Annotated in this window: 13 protein-coding genes; 8 read left to right on the top strand and 5 right to left on the bottom strand. The window is 58.3% G+C overall.

From position 1 onward, the window contains the following. Nucleotides 1-118: 118 nt before the first annotated feature. The 4 genes from APH25_RS09965 to APH25_RS09950 are packed head-to-tail and all read left to right on the top strand — an operon-like array spanning nucleotide 119 to nucleotide 2819. Nucleotides 119-400 (top strand): hypothetical protein, encoded by a 282-nt coding sequence (locus APH25_RS09965; protein ID WP_028634885.1) that lies wholly within the window; start codon nucleotides 119-121, stop codon nucleotides 398-400. A gap of 3 nt (nucleotides 401-403) precedes the next feature. Next, a complete protein-coding gene (locus APH25_RS09960) occupies nucleotides 404-1273 on the top strand; it encodes a DUF72 domain-containing protein (protein WP_060481790.1) in 870 nt (289 codons plus the stop codon). Nucleotides 1274-1299: 26 nt separating this feature from the next. After that, nucleotides 1300-2130 carry an oxaloacetate decarboxylase gene (locus tag APH25_RS09955; RefSeq protein ID WP_060481789.1) on the top strand — a complete coding sequence of 277 codons (831 nt, stop codon included), beginning with the start codon at nucleotides 1300-1302 and terminating at the stop codon, nucleotides 2128-2130. Further along, nucleotides 2130-2819, top strand: coding sequence for an extensin family protein (locus tag APH25_RS09950; RefSeq protein ID WP_060481788.1), 690 nt, complete (start codon nucleotides 2130-2132; stop codon nucleotides 2817-2819). The genes APH25_RS09955 and APH25_RS09950 overlap by 1 nt, the downstream gene beginning before the upstream one ends. 2 nt (nucleotides 2820-2821) lie before the next feature. On the opposite strand, the gene APH25_RS09945 is transcribed toward APH25_RS09950, so the two are convergent. Next, complete coding sequence (locus tag APH25_RS09945; protein WP_060481787.1) at nucleotides 2822-3442, bottom strand: hypothetical protein; 621 nt, start codon at nucleotides 3440-3442, stop codon at nucleotides 2822-2824. A gap of 104 nt (nucleotides 3443-3546) precedes the next feature. Here APH25_RS09945 and APH25_RS09940 point away from each other — a divergent pair, with 104 nt between their 5' ends. Then, nucleotides 3547-4323 (top strand): class I SAM-dependent methyltransferase, encoded by a 777-nt coding sequence (locus APH25_RS09940; RefSeq protein WP_060481786.1) that lies wholly within the window; start codon nucleotides 3547-3549, stop codon nucleotides 4321-4323. Here the strand turns inward: APH25_RS09940 and APH25_RS24910 are convergent. The 4 genes from APH25_RS24910 to APH25_RS09920 all read right to left on the bottom strand — a co-directional run bounded on the left by APH25_RS24910 (nucleotide 4320) and on the right by APH25_RS09920 (nucleotide 9367). Then, nucleotides 4320-5252, bottom strand: coding sequence for an RHS repeat-associated core domain-containing protein (locus APH25_RS24910; protein WP_156333149.1), 933 nt, complete (start codon nucleotides 5250-5252; stop codon nucleotides 4320-4322). The two genes, APH25_RS09940 and APH25_RS24910, sit on opposite strands and share 4 nt — an antisense overlap. Before the next feature lie 141 nt (nucleotides 5253-5393). Further along, nucleotides 5394-6035 carry a TetR/AcrR family transcriptional regulator C-terminal domain-containing protein gene (locus APH25_RS09930; protein ID WP_060481784.1) on the bottom strand — a complete coding sequence of 214 codons (642 nt, stop codon included), beginning with the start codon at nucleotides 6033-6035 and terminating at the stop codon, nucleotides 5394-5396. An 825-nt stretch (nucleotides 6036-6860) separates the two neighbouring features. Beyond that, nucleotides 6861-7535, bottom strand: a complete 675-nt coding sequence (locus tag APH25_RS09925) for a heavy metal response regulator transcription factor (protein WP_060481783.1) — start codon at nucleotides 7533-7535, stop codon at nucleotides 6861-6863. A 488-nt stretch (nucleotides 7536-8023) separates the two neighbouring features. Next, a complete protein-coding gene (locus APH25_RS09920; RefSeq protein ID WP_060481782.1) occupies nucleotides 8024-9367 on the bottom strand; it encodes an OprD family porin in 1344 nt (447 codons plus the stop codon). Nucleotides 9368-9762: 395 nt separating this feature from the next. Between APH25_RS09920 and APH25_RS09915 the strand changes: the two genes are divergently transcribed. The 3 genes from APH25_RS09915 to APH25_RS09905 all read left to right on the top strand — a co-directional run bounded on the left by APH25_RS09915 (nucleotide 9763) and on the right by APH25_RS09905 (nucleotide 15485). Then, the gene (locus tag APH25_RS09915) at nucleotides 9763-11034 is read left to right on the top strand and encodes a TolC family protein (RefSeq protein ID WP_082428253.1); all 1272 of its coding nucleotides are present in this window, start codon (nucleotides 9763-9765) and stop codon (nucleotides 11032-11034) included. Nucleotides 11035-11102: 68 nt separating this feature from the next. Beyond that, nucleotides 11103-12299: an efflux RND transporter periplasmic adaptor subunit gene (locus APH25_RS09910; protein ID WP_060481780.1), complete on the top strand. Its 1197-nt coding sequence runs from the start codon at nucleotides 11103-11105 to the stop codon at nucleotides 12297-12299. Nucleotides 12300-12323: 24 nt separating this feature from the next. Next, nucleotides 12324-15485, top strand: a complete 3162-nt coding sequence (locus APH25_RS09905; protein WP_060481779.1) for a CusA/CzcA family heavy metal efflux RND transporter — start codon at nucleotides 12324-12326, stop codon at nucleotides 15483-15485. Nucleotides 15486-15581 lie beyond the last annotated feature (96 nt).

Genomic DNA, 15581 nt, shown 5'->3' with positions numbered 1-15581 from the left:
GGTTATTACCGATAGCGCTATAACTCTTTGCTCGAAATGTGGTCAAGTTATCAATCGGGCATTAGTAACAAGTGCCCGATGCTGCTAGATTGCCATCACTGGCCCTGAGTGCTCTCCCATGCGTATCGACGGTTTCTCCTCGCAGTCTTACCCAATCAAGCGCCCGCCGCGCAAGGCTGGGGTGCGCGAAGCATCTGTGGATGATGCGGAAGTGGTTGAGGAGCAACTTGCCCAGGAGCCTACCCCCCGCCGTCGTTCTGCATTGCCTGCCCGCCAGCAGGACATGGTATTCCCCCGCGCCCGTGACAGGCGCACCGCCACGGCGCTGGCCAGCTACCTGAGTACTGCCGGTTTCACCGATTGGGACATGGAAGTGCTGGGGCTGGACCTGTACATTTGACGGATGATTCCGTCGCCATTGCCTTACTACCTGGGTTGCCCGTCGTGGAGCGAAAGCGCCTGGCGTGAGTACCTGTACCCTGCCGATGCCAGCAGCAACGAGATGCTCGGCCTGTACAGCCAGGTATTCAACGCCGTTGAGGGCAACACCACGTTCTACGCCAGGCCTGCGCCCGCGACTGTCGCCCGCTGGGCCCAGGTGATGCCAGAGCATTTCCGTTTCACTGCCAAGTTCCCACGGGATATCAGCCACGAGGGTGACCTGCGTGACCAGCTGGAGCCTGCGTTCGACTTCACCCGCCTGATGGCCCCGCTGGGGCGTCGCGTTGCGCCGTACTGGTTGCAGTTGCAGGCCTCCTTCGGCCCAGCGCGGCTGGCGGAACTGGACCCGTTTCTGCAGCAGATCGGTGTGCCCGTGGCGGTGGAGGTGCGCCACCCCGCGTTTTTCGCAAAAGGCGAGGAAGAGCGCGCGCTCAACCGGTTGCTGCATGCCAGCGGCGTGGAGCGCGTATGTCTGGACCCGCGAGCCTTGTTCAGTTGCACTTCCCGCGACCCCGCGGTGCTGCATGCCCAGGCCAAGAAGCCCAAGGTACCGCCGCGCCCGGCAGCCTTCAGCCAGCATCCCCAGGTGCGCTTCATCGGCCACCCGCAACTGGAGGCCAACGAGCCCTACCTGACGCCGTGGGTGGAAAAGGTCGGCGCCTGGATCGAAGAAGGGCGCAGCCCGTACATCTTCCTGCACACCTCGGACAACCGCCTGGCTGCGGCGCTGGCGCAGCGTTTTCATCAACGGCTGATGCAGCGCCTGCCGGGGCTGGCGGCACTGCCGGAATTGCCACGCGCCCCTGAGGTCGAACAACTGGGTCTACTCTGACCCTTTCTGACTGCCGGAGTGTAACCATGGATGTGCAAACCCTGCGAGCCGAAGCCTTCAAGGCCCTGCATGAGCGCGATGGCGCCTTCGTCATCCCCAACCCCTGGGACGCAGGTTCGGCCAGGTTGTTGGCCAGCCTGGGTTTCGAGGCGCTGGCCACCACCAGTGCAGGCCTGGCCTTCAGCCTTGGGCGGCCCGACGCAGAGGGGGCGCTTGGCCTGGATGAGGTGCTGGATAACGCCGGCGAGATCGTTGATGCCACCCCGTTGCCGGTGGCTGCCGACCTGGAGAACGGCTTCGGTGACCTGCCCGAAGCCTGTGGCCTGGCCATCCAGCGTGCCGCCGAGGCCGGCTTGGTGGGGGGTTCCATCGAGGATGCCAGTGGCCAGCAGGCGTCGCCCATCTACGACATGGGTCTGGCGGTCGAGCGGGTGCGCGCCGCTGTTCAGGTGGCTCGCGGGTTGCCGTTTTCGTTCACCCTGTGTGCCCGTGCTGAAAACCTGCTGCACGGGCGCCAAGACCTGGATGACACCATCCAGCGGCTGCAAGCCTATGCCGAGGCTGGGGCCGATGTGCTCTATGCCCCGGGCCTGCGTACCGCCGAGGAAGTACGAGCGGTGGTGCAGGCTTTGGCGCCACGGCCTGTCAACGTGCTGATGGGCATGAGCGGCGTGTCGCTGAGCGTCAACCAGTTGCAGGACCTGGGGGTACGCCGCATCAGCGTAGGCTCGTCCATGGCCCGGGCGGCCTTCGGGGCCTTGCACCGCGCAGCGGTGGAGATTCGTGAGCAGGGCACGTTCGGCTACGGCGAACACGCGTTGCCGTTCGATCAGCTCAACGACCTGTTCCGCCGCTGATGCGCCTGTTGCTGGGGTTGCTGGCCGGTGGGCTATTGCTGGCAGCCCTGGCCTGGCAACTGGGCTGGCGCCTGCCGGCCCAGTGGAACCCTTTGGCACCGCTGGATGTGCGCCAGCCGCCCAATTTGCTGACCGCCTACAAACTGTCGCGCCTGCGCGATGACCCGGTACTGTGCCGCCAGGCGCTGGAAACCAGCCAGTTGCGCTACCGTGCGCAGGCCGACAGCCCCGCGTCGGCCAACTGCCCCTTGCGCAACGTTTGGCGTATCGAGGGTGGGGAAGCACGGCTGAGCAGCAGCTTTCTGGCCACATGCCCTTTGGCAGTGGCTTATGCGCTGTTCGAGCGCCATGGCTTGCAGCCGGTCGCGCAGCGGGTACTGGGCCAACCCGTGGCGCAGGTCGACCATTTGGGCAGTTTTGCCTGCCGCAACGTTTACCACCGCAAGGAAGGCAGGCTGAGCCAGCATGCCACGGCCAACGCCTTCGATATCAGCGGCTTTCGCCTACAGGATGGCCAGCGCATCGTGCTGGCCCGTGACTGGCAGGCGGGCGGGCAGAAGGCAGCGTTCTTGCGCGAGGTGCAACAGGCTGCCTGTGAGCAGTTCAGTACGGTGCTGGGCCCGGAGTACAACGCGGCGCACCGTAATCATTTCCATGTAGACATGGGCCGCTGGCAGATCTGCCGCTAGCCTCAGGCGTGGGCGCGAACGTTGTTGAGCACCACAGGGCGCGCCCAGTGGATATCGAACGCCAGGTCGCTCTGCTGAATCGCCAGGGTGGATTCGTCGTAGGGCTCGGGCGGCGGGTCCAGTAGATGCGATTCGAATTCGGCGATGGGCAGGAACAGCGGGCGCGGTGCAGGCCCCGGGCCGGGCTCGGCAACAGGGTGGCCCTGGCTCATGACCACCGGGCGCAACCAGCTGTTGTCCATGTCCAGCTGGCGCTGCTGCTCGATCAGGTCGATGGCGCTGTAGGGCTCGGGTGCCGGTGGCAACAGCTTGGCTTCCAGTTCGGCCTTGGGCAGGAACAACGGCTCTGGCGGTGCCACTACAGTGTCTTGCACCGGGCAGGCACGCTGGGCATCGATCAGGGCCAGGGCACGGGCACCACCTACAGGTTCTCCACTGTCCTTGTCGTGCTGCACCAACGCCTGGCTGAAGCCATCAACCGGCAGCGCTTGCTGTTCGGCCATGGCCCGGGCAAAGAAATCCTGCCACAGGTGGCTGACGCCCCCGAGTGCCTGGGTGTTGTGCTGACTGTAGTTGCCGACGGGCGACAAATAGGTCAAGCCGATGGGAAGAGTTTCTGACATGGCAGCCGCGCGCGTTGTGCTCTGGCAGAATAGCGGGATATTGCCTGTATCGGCCGTGGTGGCCGGTTCATTAAGGGTAGCGTTGGTTTTTTCAGGTGTGGACGATGCAAGAGCAAGGTGTGGTGATCAGGGTCGAGGCAATGGCTGGCGAGTACGCCGAGCAGGCCCAGGTGTGGGCCGAGCGCTTGGGCCTGCCGCTGCAGCAGGACGAGGCCGAATTTGCGGTGCAAGTCGGGGCCGATGGTTTGCAGATTCAGCAGCTGGGCCCCCAGGCGCCCGGCCCGGTACGGGTGGACTTTGTCGAGGGCCAGGCCGCGCACCGGCGCCAGTTCGGCGGCGGCAACGGGCAGATGATCGCCAAGGCCGTAGGCATTGCCCAAGGCGTACGGCCGCAGGTACTGGATGCCACTGCCGGCCTAGGCAAGGATGCGTTCGTGCTGGCCAGCCTCGGCTGCCGGATGACCCTGATCGAGCGCCAGCCACTGATTGCCGCGTTGCTTGAAGATGGCCTGGCGCGGGCGCAGCGGGATGAAGAGGTGGGGCCGATTGTAGAGCGCATGCGCTTGCTGACGGGCAACGCCATCGAGCGCATGCGCGGCTGGGAAGGCGAGCCACCCCAGGTGATCTACCTCGACCCCATGTTCCCGCACCGCGACAAGAGCGCGCTGGTGAAGAAAGAAATGCGCGTGTTCCGCCCATTGGTTGGTGACGACCTGGACGCCCCGGCCCTGCTTGAAGCCGCCTTGGCGCTGGCCAGCCACCGGGTGGTGGTGAAGAGGCCGCGAAAGGCGCCGATTATTGATGGGCCGAAGCCAAGCCATAGTCTGGAGGGAAAGTCCAGTCGGTATGACATTTATCCAAAGAAGACGTTGAAGGCCTAGCCACCACGCAGACGCTTCAGGCGTTCCTGCAAATCTTTCATCTCCCGGGCCTCCTGTATCAGATCAGCATCAGCTTGTATCGGATCAGCATCGGCTTGGAATGATGAAGGCGTTTGAATCATATCAGCAGTTTGGCTAATAGGGCTATCCAAGGCCAGGATATTGCCGAGCAACTCTCTGGTGATGTTTGGGTTGTATCGCTTATTATCGTCCGGCGCTAGATTTTTTAGCGTGGCGATCTGCGCATTGAGAATGTCTTGTCTGGTGATCGCGTCGAGTGCGCTGCTATTTGAGCCCATTGAAATAGCTCTGTTGAGGTCCCTGTTAGCTTTTTTAAGACGTTTTTTGGTTGATTTTAGCACCGAGTTATATTCGTTTTTAGAAAATCCAGGGTTTCTTTGTTTCAGTCTTGGCGCAAGCTCTCGATAGGAGTAGCCGTCGTGGTACCATTTATTAATTGATCTGAAAAATTTGCCACTCGGGTCTGCTCTGTTCACAGGGTCGTTGGCGCAGTAGGCGTAAGCATTTATACCGCCTCTTCCAAAGGGAGATAAGCTGTCAGCACTGTGAAATCGCATCAATTCTGGATTGAACAGACGGTAACCATTACCTAACGCATAACCTATGGCATAGGGTAGCCAGCTCTGCCCGGTGAATCGAGACAACAGGGGATCGTCAGGCTGACAATTGTCATTGCCATAAGCGTTGTAAGTAACAATCGTCTGGCTTTCTGAGGCAGCGTTGACCGTTGAGCCCTGTACGTCGGTAGCCAAGATGAGCGCTTGCGAAGTTGAACTGGTCATTTCGCACAGGTTTCGGTGGTTGGCACTTAGCACTGTGTGGTGGGTATGGCTCGAGTATAAACTCGAGAGCTTATTGCCCTTGTAAAAAAGCCTGATTTTTTGCGATGGCATGGTGACGGTGCTCATATCGTGGCCTCGATATGATATTGACAAGAAACCACCTTGTCGGGTACTGGCAGAAATGATGGGTAGGCGAACGTCTGAGTGGCCTGACCCTTATCGGGAAGAGGGGCTCAGAGGTGCACATAGAAGATGGCAAATGCTCTCTTAGGGCTGAAATGCCCGCAAGAACACGCCGACGACCTCGCGCACATGCGCTTCGGCCGCGTCGCTCTGCAGTGGCCCTGCGCACCCTAGCAGCAACCGATAATTTGGTGCCCCCTTGACCAGGCAGAAGAAATGCTCCGCCGCCCGCAGCGGGTTGTCGATGCGCAGCAGCCCGCGCTCATGGACCCCTCGCAACAGCGCTTCCATCCCGGCCAGCACGCGCTTGGGCCCTGCTTCGTAGAAGTATTGACCAAAGCTTGGGTCCAGGCTGCCTTGGGCCACAATCAGGCGGCTGAGTTTGACCGCTTCGTCGCTGCTGATCAGCGCCTGGAAGCCGCGGCCGATCGTCAATAGCACATCCTCAACCGACGCGCCCTCGGGGTAATCGAACAACTGGTCGGGCAGCTGTACCTGGCAGGTGGCCATGACGGCAGACGTGAACAAGGTCTGCTTGTCGGTGAAATGGCTATAGACGGTAAGCTTCGAAACGCCTGCTGCCGCAGCCACCGCATCCATGCTGGTGCTGGCGTAACCGAGGCTGAGGAACAGCGCCTTGGCCGCCTCGAGGATCGCCTCGCGCTTGGCCAGGTCCTTGGGGCGACCTGGGCCGGTGGGTGCGTCATTGGACATGGTGGTCTGCATCTGCTGAAAAGTTGCCTATCTTAATACGTCTGAAGGGCCGACAGCCTACACATCCCATTCGTTCACGTGCGTTTTCATGCACCATTAGAATTACGTGCACGTAAAACAGACGCTTGCGAATGTTATGGTGACAGAGCGTTGGAAGGCGTGTGCATCTGAAGCCAGATTTTTTTGATCGGCCGACAACGGCTTGCGTTTGCCACGGCGTGGTGTCAGTGCAACACCTCGAAGCGCTTGGACGCCAGGCGCTTGAGCTAAATAGAGGATCTTCATGCGGTTGCGCGGATCGTTGAGGCACACGAAAAGCACGGGGTCGAATACCGCCACCTTTATATCCAGCTCGACCCAAGCGGTGAGGCCACCGATGGATGTTCCGAAGTCGATAGGTTTAGGGGAAGTGCACCCCATGGTCGCCTCTTCGCCGTTGTACGGGATTGCGTCGGTCCTGGATCAGATTCTCGGGCACCCACATCGCAGTAGGCAAATCGGGCGCGTAGTCTGCTCAACGCTCGGCAGAGTGCAGCAGCTCTCCAATGCGCCCACGTGTAAGCGCACGCACTAGCAGTTATCGGCAGTCAGCGAATGGCTGAGCAATGGCTCGGACCGTCGCTGTTGAAGATAATGGCGGCTGAGCGCGAATCAGCTCTGCGTATGATTGGCCCTCTGAAACCTGCCGATAATCTATGCTGTACCTCATGCCGAGGTGACCTCATGATAGTTGGTGAGGGGATTGTGCGAGGGGTTGAAGTTGCTAATAATCAACGAATAAGGTTTGTCCGTGCCGAGTAAGTTGAACTTATGTCTTAGCGCTTGGCGGTTCGGCGCTTAACGCTTCTCAAGCACATAACCTACGCCTCGAAGCGTGTGTATCAGTTTGGTTTCAAAAGGGTCATCTATCTTCGCTCTCAGTCTTCGAATCGATACTTCTACAACGTTGGTGTCACAGTCAAAATTCATATCCCAGACCTGAGAGATGATCTGCGTGCGGCTGAGCACCACACCGGTGTTGCGCATCAGGTAGTGCAACAATGCGAATTCTTTGGTCGTCAGATCAATTCGCTGGCCATCCCTGAAGGCCCTGTGCCGGCTCTGATCAAGTTCCAAGTCAGCAACGCGAATCGTCTCTACGGATGCGGCGTGATCAGGCCTACGCATCAAGGCGCGAACCCGAGCCAGTAGCTCAGGAAACTCAAATGGTTTGATCAGGTAGTCATCTGCACCGTTTTCCAGACCACGGACCTTGTCCGCTAGCCGGCTTCTCGCCGTGAGCATCATGATTCGCGAAGCGCACTGCTTACGTCGCAACAGTTCCAGTACCTGCCACCCATCCATCTCAGGTAGGTTTATGTCGAGGATAATCAACTCGTATTCGTGCTGCTTGGCCAAGAATAATCCATCTGACCCGGTGTGGACGCAATCTACTACGTATCCGCATTCTGTAAGGCCTTGACGCACATACTCCGCAGTTTTCAATTCATCCTCAATTACCAGAATTCGCATGGAATGTTGTCTCGATATCACTGAGCAATTAACCGCGCACGTGCGCCGGCATTATAGAAATGGATGGTAAATCAAAATCACTTTGCGGGGGTTCAAATGACGGATTTGTAATCTCTAGGTAATACAGTTGATAGTCTGGCGGTATATCTTGTCGCGATTCGGGTTTGACAGGCGCGGGCCCTCTCTCCAGCAGGCGATTTGACCTTATGAAGTATCAGGTTATTGTCTTCCTTGTACTGGCTTCGTTTCGCTCCGATGACGGCGAGGTGGCTCACATTAAGGAGACGGGCCACGGGTGTCATCATGAATTTCATCGGCATGTGATGCTTAAAATCGAACGCTTACTTGAAGGTTAGGCAAAAAAAAGGCGCCCAATGGGCGCCAAATATCCACCTTTACCAAAGGAGCACTTAAGCCACTCAAGGTGAATGTGTAATGCTCGTTTTACTAATGAGACCCGACGTCGAAGCACTGTTCCGTTCAATGAATCACAGAATCGAAAGCGGATACTCAATAATTATGCGCGTTTCATCCAAGTCCGATTCAAATGCAGTAGCTCGTGTGGTTGCCTGGCGCAACCGGAAGGACAGGTCTTTTGCCGGACCGGTTTGCACAACGTATTTCACTTCGACGTCACGCTCCCAGCGTTTCTGATTGTCGAGCGGGTTGCCGTTCTCGTCAGTGCGCATGTAGAACTGGTTAGCATTCGAGTAATCTGCGCCCGAACCTCTGGCGTAGCGAGTCATGAACGTCAGGCCTGGAATACCGTAGCTGGTAAAGTTCAGGTCATAGCGCAGCATCCAGGAACGCTCTTTCGGCGAGTTGAAGTCGCTGTACTGGATGGAGTTGTCGACGAAGATCGAGTCCGACTGACGCAGGTAGTCGAAGTCGTCGTCTCCGTTGTTGCGCTGGTGCGACAGGGCCAGGGTGTGAGCTCCATAGCGTACGCCAACCTTCGCACTCCAGATATTGTTGTCGAATTCACCCAGCCGTCGCTTACCTTCGTCGACCGCTTTGTAATAGTTGAAGCCACCGATCAGCGCCACGTCATCGCTCAAGGCGTAGGCGAAGTTGGTACCGGTGTAGTACTGGTTCCAGACGTCCTTCAACTGGCTCGCGTATACGCTAACGGTCCAATTATCGTTGACCGTGTAGTCACCACCACCGTAGCCGATCCATGGCGAATTGACCGGGCCGCCGTAAAACGTAACAAAGTTGTCGTTCAGGTTGCTAGAGACTGGTTGGCTCATGGCGTGCAACCGACCACCTTGTAGAGTAAGGCCCTGGATGCTTGTGTTCTCTACCGTCACGCCGCGGAAGCTCTCAGGCAGCAGGCGCGAGTCACCGGATGCAACGACCGGGGTTGATGGGAATACATCACCCACTTTCACGACGGTGTCGAAAAAACGGACTTTGGCTGCGCCACCGATCTTGGTGTATTCGTCGCGAGCTTCGCCCTTGTTGTTAACGGGCAGTACGTCAAATGAGCTACGGCCGCCGTTACGCCCATCACCCGTGTCGAGCTTAAGGCCGATCATGGCAAAGGCATCAACGCCAAAGCCGACGGTACCCTGGGTGAACCCAGAGTTGAAGTTGCTGATGATCGCGTGCGCCCAAGCCTCGGAGTAGCCGTTGGTATTGCCCTTGCCACTGTTGTAAGTGGGGGCGGTGCTGTCGCGATTATCACGGTTGAAGTAGACGTTACGGTTCAGCACTGTAAGGCTGCTGCCTTCAATGAAGCCTTCAGGCTTATCTTCAGCGTGTGCCGAAATAGCATAGCTTCCAGACAGCGCAGAAACTGCCGCCACATACAGTGGTACTTTGCTTTTCATCCGATGCTCCTTTGATTCACGGCAGTTTTTATTGTGTGTACCGATGCGGGTGTCGTTAATTGTTCTGACCCGGCGGCGCGCCTAGCGTAGCGCGAGCTCATATTTGCAGGCCGAAGATAACGGGAGGGTGATAGGACAATTACAATTTCGTCATCTACACGTTATGGCTACGCGTCGCCGTACGTATTTACGCTCTCCGTGGTTACTAACGAGACTCTGGTGCTGCGCTGGACCTCCCACTATCTAAGGGCGTTCCTTACGAAATTGTAATTTTCCAGCCACCCCACTGATAGCTACCGCTCATTAGAGTGCCATCACCTAATCCAGTGGGGCTTGGCAGCTGTTTCGGCGTTCTCGCCAAGCGTTATCGAAGTTTGTGCACGAGGACCATCAAAGTGCCCCGGTATAACCGCAGTTTCTTATCCAAGACCTCCGTCTCGCCCTGGAAGATTGCTGCACGCTGTGCAGTCATCTCCGGTGTGATTGCACCTGCAGCTTTTGCCCAAAGCATCAGCTTGCCCCAGGCGCTTTCGACGGCCATGGATGCAAACCCTGACCTGGCTGCCGCCAGGCAAGAGATTGGCATCGCTGATGGTGCTCGCAAGCAGGCCGGGCTTATCCCAAACCCCACAATTTCGTACGACATGGAAGACACCCGTCGTAACACCAGCACGACGACCGTTTCGCTCAGTCAGACCCTGGAGCTGGGTGGCAAGCGGGGGGCTCGTGTTGATGTTGCCGCTCACGGACAGACCGCCGCACAGCTGGAGTTGGACCGGCGCGTGAACGGTCTGCGAGCAGACGTTGTGCAGGCCTTTTACGCCGCGTTGCGTGCCCAGGCCGGCCTTGATCTGGCCGAGCAGTCTCTGGAGCTGACTGACCGCGGTCTTCGCATTGTCGATAGCCGTGTTCGCGCGGGTAAATCTTCCCCGGTGGAGGCCACTCGCGCCCAGGTGCAACTGGCCGAGGCCAAGCTGCAACTTCGACGCGCCGAAGCGGAGAAAGTAACCGCTTACCAACAGCTCGCACAAATAACGGGCAGCTCAGTCACCGTGTTTGATCGACTCGAATCGCCAACCCTGTCTCCGGGCTTGCCGCCTCGTACTGATGATCTACTGGCAAAGCTCGACCAGACAGCAGAAATGCGCCAGGCCGTGGTGCAGATCGACAAAAGTGATGCCTTGCTCGGTTCAGAGAAAGCTCAGCGTATTCCAAACCTCACTGTCAGCGTGGGTAGCCAATACGACCGCTCTGTACGTGAGCGAGTGAACACCGTGGGCCTGTCCATGCCTTTACCGCTATTCGATCGCAACCAAGGCAACATCCTTTCCGCTTCTCGACGCGCTGATCAAGCCCGAGACCTGCGCAACGCTGTGGAGCTGCGCCTGCGCACCGAAACCCAAACCGCGTTGAATCAATGGTCCACCGCCATGCAGGAGGTCGAGTCCTACGACAAGACCATTCTGCCTTCAGCCCAGCAAGCCGTGGAGACCGCAACTCGCGGCTTCGAGATGGGCAAATTCGGCTTCATCGAAGTGCTGGATGCACAGCGCACCTTGATCGTCGCTCGTGGCCAATACCTCGAATCATTGGCAGCGGCGACCAATGCGCGTGCGCAAGTGGAAAGGGTTTATGGCGAAGTCGGCTCGACCGCCGACGTTCGCTGAACGGGCCAATCATTTTTTTCGGCACACCGCCCTGAACAAGCCGGTGCCTACGATCAGCAGGAGTAGCAATGGACAACAAACGCAACATGGCCCTCGCGGTAGCCGCGGTGGTAGCCCTCGGATTTGGCAGCCTTGCCTGGAACAACAGTTCTGAACAGCAGCCTGCCAGTACCGCAGAGCACGGCGCTAATGACGGCCATGGGGAAGAAGGCCACGACGAAGAGGGCGGCGAAGAAGAGGGCAAGCTGACGCTCAGCGCCGAACAAATCAAGGCAGCCGGAGTTACCCTGGAAGCTGCGGCGCCTCGTGACTTGGGTACAGTCGTGAGCTTCCCAGGCGAAATTCGCTTCGACGAAGACCGCACTGCCCATGTCGTTCCTCGCGTACCTGGCGTTGTTGAGACTGTCCAGGCCAATCTGGGCGAGACAGTCAAGAAGGGCCAGGTCCTCGCGGTGATCGCCAGCCAACAGATTTCTGACCTGCGCAGTGAGCAACAGGCTGCACAGCGTCGACTAGAACTGGCACGCGTGACTTTTGATCGTGAGAAACAACTGTGGCAGGACAAGATCTCCGCAGAGCAAGACTACCTCCAGGCCCGTCAAGCGCTTCAAGAAGCTGAAATCTCCCTGGCCAACGCCAAACAGAAGGTGGGCGCCATCGGCGCTTCGGTCAACTCCGTCGGCGGTAATCGATACGAGCTTCGGGCTCCCTTCGACGCCGTGGTAGTGGAGAAGCACCTGACCGTCGGTGAAGTCGTCAGCGAGGCAACCAACGCCTTCATCCTTTCCGACCTGAACCAAGTCTGGGCCACCTTCGCCGTGCCACCTACGGACTTGGGCAAGGTCATGACAGGTCGTGCGGTCAGAGTCTCTTCGCCTGACATGAACGTCGAGGTCGAAGGAAAGGTGGGGTATGTCGGTAGCCTGCTGGGTGAGCAGAACCGTGCAGCCACCGTCCGCGTCACCTTGACCAACCCCAACGGTGCCTGGCGTCCAGGCCTGTTCGTGAATATCGCGGTCACTTCCCAGACTGATCGAGTGGCCGTAGCCGTTCCGGAAGTTGCGATACAGACTGTTGAAGACAAACCATCGGTATTCGTGCGCACCTCTGAAGGCTTCGACACCCGGCCGGTAATACTGGGCCGCCGCGACAACGGCTACGTGGAAATCACCGACGGTATCAATGCCGGCGCTCAGGTAGCGACCAGTGGCAGCTTCACACTCAAGTCCGAGCTCGGCAAAGCTTCTGCCGAACACGGTCACTGATGCGAACTGACAGGATGATTTCTCATGTTTGAACGTATCATCAGATTCGCCATCGAGCAGCGCATCGTAGTAATGATCGCTGTTCTGATCATGGCGGGTATCGGTATCTACAGCTATCAAAAGCTGCCCATCGATGCGGTACCCGATATCACCAACGTCCAGGTGCAGATCAACACTGCAGCGCCTGGTTATTCGCCCTTGGAAACAGAACAACGGATCACGTTTCCAGTTGAAACGGCCATGGCCGGTCTCCCGAGCCTTCAGCAGACCCGTTCCCTGTCTCGCTCTGGCCTGTCTCAGGTCACCGTGATCTTCAAGGATGGCACTGACATCTTCTTTGCCCGTCAGTTGATCAACGAGCGGCTGCAGGTTGCGAAGGAACAGCTGCCAGAAGGCGTAGAGGCCGTCATGGGTCCGGTATCTACCGGCCTTGGCGAGATCTTCCTATGGACCGTTGAAGCCGAAGATGGCGCGGTCAAAGAGGACGGTACGCCGTACACCCCGACCGACCTGCGCGTGATCCAGGACTGGATCATCAAGCCTCAGCTGCGCAACGTGCCGGGTGTTGCCGAGATCAATACCATCGGCGGCTATGCCAAGCAGTTTCTGGTAGCGCCGGATCCAAAGCGCCTGGCTACCTACAAGCTGACCCTCAATGACCTGGTCGCAGCGTTGGAAAGTAACAACGCCAACGTCGGCGCCGGCTATATCGAGCGTAATGGGGAGCAGTTGCTCATCCGTGCGCCGGGTCAGGTAGGCAACATCGAAGACATCGCCAATATCGTGATCACCAGTGTGGAGGGTGCACCGATTCGCATCAGCAGCGTTGCTGACATCAGCATCGGCAAAGAGCTCCGTACAGGTGCGGCTACTGAGAACGGCCGCGAAGTCGTGCTCGGTACCGTGTTCATGTTGATTGGGGAAAACAGCCGTACGGTGTCTCAAGCTGTCGCCGCCAAACTGGCGGACATCAACCGTACCCTGCCAAAGGGCGTGGTGGCTGTGACCGTTTACGACCGTACCAACCTGGTTGAAAAAGCCATCGCGACGGTGAAGAAGAACCTGGTGGAAGGCGCGATCCTGGTAATCGCCATTCTGTTCCTGTTCCTCGGCAACATCCGTGCGGCACTGATCACCGCGATGGTGATTCCGCTGTCCATGCTGTTCACCTTCACAGGCATGTTCAACAACAAGGTCAGTGCCAACTTAATGAGTTTGGGGGCACTCGACTTCGGCATCATCGTCGACGGTGCTGTGGTTATTGTGGAAAACGCGATCCGTCGACTGGCTCATGCGCAGCATAAGCATGGCCGCATGCTCACCAAGACCGAACGCTTCCACGAGGTCTTCGCGGCGGCGCGAGAAGCCCGGCGGCCGCTGATCTTCGGCCAGCTGATCATCATGGTGGTATACCTGCCGATCTTCGCCCTCACCGGCGTCGAAGGCAAAATGTTCCACCCGATGGCTTTCACCGTTGTGATGGCGCTGCTGGGGGCAATGATCCTGTCCGTTACCTTTGTTCCTGCAGCTATTGCCATGTTCGTCACTGGCAAGGTGAAGGAAGAGGAAGGCGTGGTCATGCGCACTGCTCGACTGCGCTATGAGCCGGTTCTCCAATGGGTGCTGGGACATCGGAGCATCGCTTTCTCGGCCGCAGTAGCCTTGGTCGTACTCAGCGGTGTGCTAGCAAGTCGTATGGGTAGCGAGTTCATCCCAAGTCTCAGTGAAGGTGACTTTGCGATGCAGGCGATGCGTGTGCCTGGAACGAGCCTCACTCAGTCCGTCGAGATGCAACAGCGTCTGGAGAAAGCGGTGATAGCGCAGGTGCCTGAAGTCGAGCGTATGTTCGCACGCTCGGGTACCGCGGAAATCGCATCTGACCCGATGCCACCGAACGCCTCCGACGCCTACATCATGCTCAAGCCTCAGGATCAGTGGCCTAACCCCAAAAAGCCTCGCGATGAGCTGATTGCTGAGGTCCAGAAGGCTGCAGCGGGTGTTCCAGGAAGCAACTATGAGTTGTCGCAGCCAATCCAACTGCGTTTCAACGAGCTGATTTCGGGCGTGCGTAGTGACGTCGCTGTGAAGGTCTTCGGCGATGACATGGACGTGCTCAACAACACCGCCAACAAGATCGCGGCAGCGCTCAATGCGGTACCGGGCTCCTCAGAAGTGAAAGTTGAACAGACATCCGGCCTGCCGGTGCTGACTATCAACATCGACCGCGAAAAAGCAGCACGCTACGGCCTGAATATCGCGGATGTTCAGAACTCGATCGCTATCGCCGTGGGTGGCCGTCAGACTGGCACGCTGTATGAGGGCGACCGTCGGTTCGACCTGGTAGTACGCCTACCGGAGACCGTTCGCACCGACGTAGTGGGCATGTCCAGTTTGCTGATCCCGGTACCTGCCGATGCGGCTCAGGGTGCCAATCAGATCGGTTTTATCCCGCTGTCCCAGGTCGCTAACCTGGACCTGCAACTGGGCCCGAACCAAATCAGCCGCGAGAACGGCAAACGTCTGGTAATCGTCAGCGCCAACGTTCGGGGCCGCGACCTGGGGTCCTTCGTTGAGGAAGCGACCGCATCGCTGGACAAAAAGGTGCAAATCCCTGCGGGCTACTGGACGACTTGGGGTGGCCAGTTCGAGCAGCTGCAGTCGGCTGCCAAACGCCTGCAGATCGTTGTTCCAGTCGCCTTGCTGTTGGTCATGACCCTGTTGTTCCTGATGTTCAACAACCTGAAGGACGGCATGCTGGTCTTCACCGGTATTCCATTCGCACTCACCGGTGGTGTTGTGGCGTTGTGGCTGCGGGACATCCCACTGTCGATCTCGGCAGGTGTCGGCTTCATTGCACTGTCCGGCGTTGCGGTACTGAACGGCCTGGTGATGATTGCTTTCATCCGCGGGCTAAGGGAGGAGGGACGTACGCTCAGGCAGGCAGTCGATGAAGGCGCATTGACCCGTCTGCGACCTGTTTTGATGACAGCCTTGGTGGCGTCACTGGGCTTCATCCCGATGGCTTTGGCCACCGGTACCGGTGCAGAAGTTCAGCGGCCATTGGCGACGGTGGTGATCGGCGGGATCCTGTCCTCCACTGCACTGACCTTGCTGGTACTGCCTGCCCTTTATCACTGGGCACACCGCATGGATGAGGACGGCGACGAGGCCGAAGTGGTTAGCTAATAGCCACCGCTAAAGAGAAGTCCACAATACGTATTGTGGGCTTTTTTGTTTAAAGTAAAGTAGATGCACTTACCTTTCAAGATTGTAAGTTTCTCG

This window comes from Pseudomonas sp. NBRC 111119 (genome assembly GCF_001320125.1).
Taxonomy (GTDB): domain Bacteria; phylum Pseudomonadota; class Gammaproteobacteria; order Pseudomonadales; family Pseudomonadaceae; genus Aquipseudomonas; species Aquipseudomonas parafulva.
The sequence above is the reverse complement of the archived record's forward strand: the minus strand, read 5'-3'. Positions and strand labels throughout refer to the sequence as shown.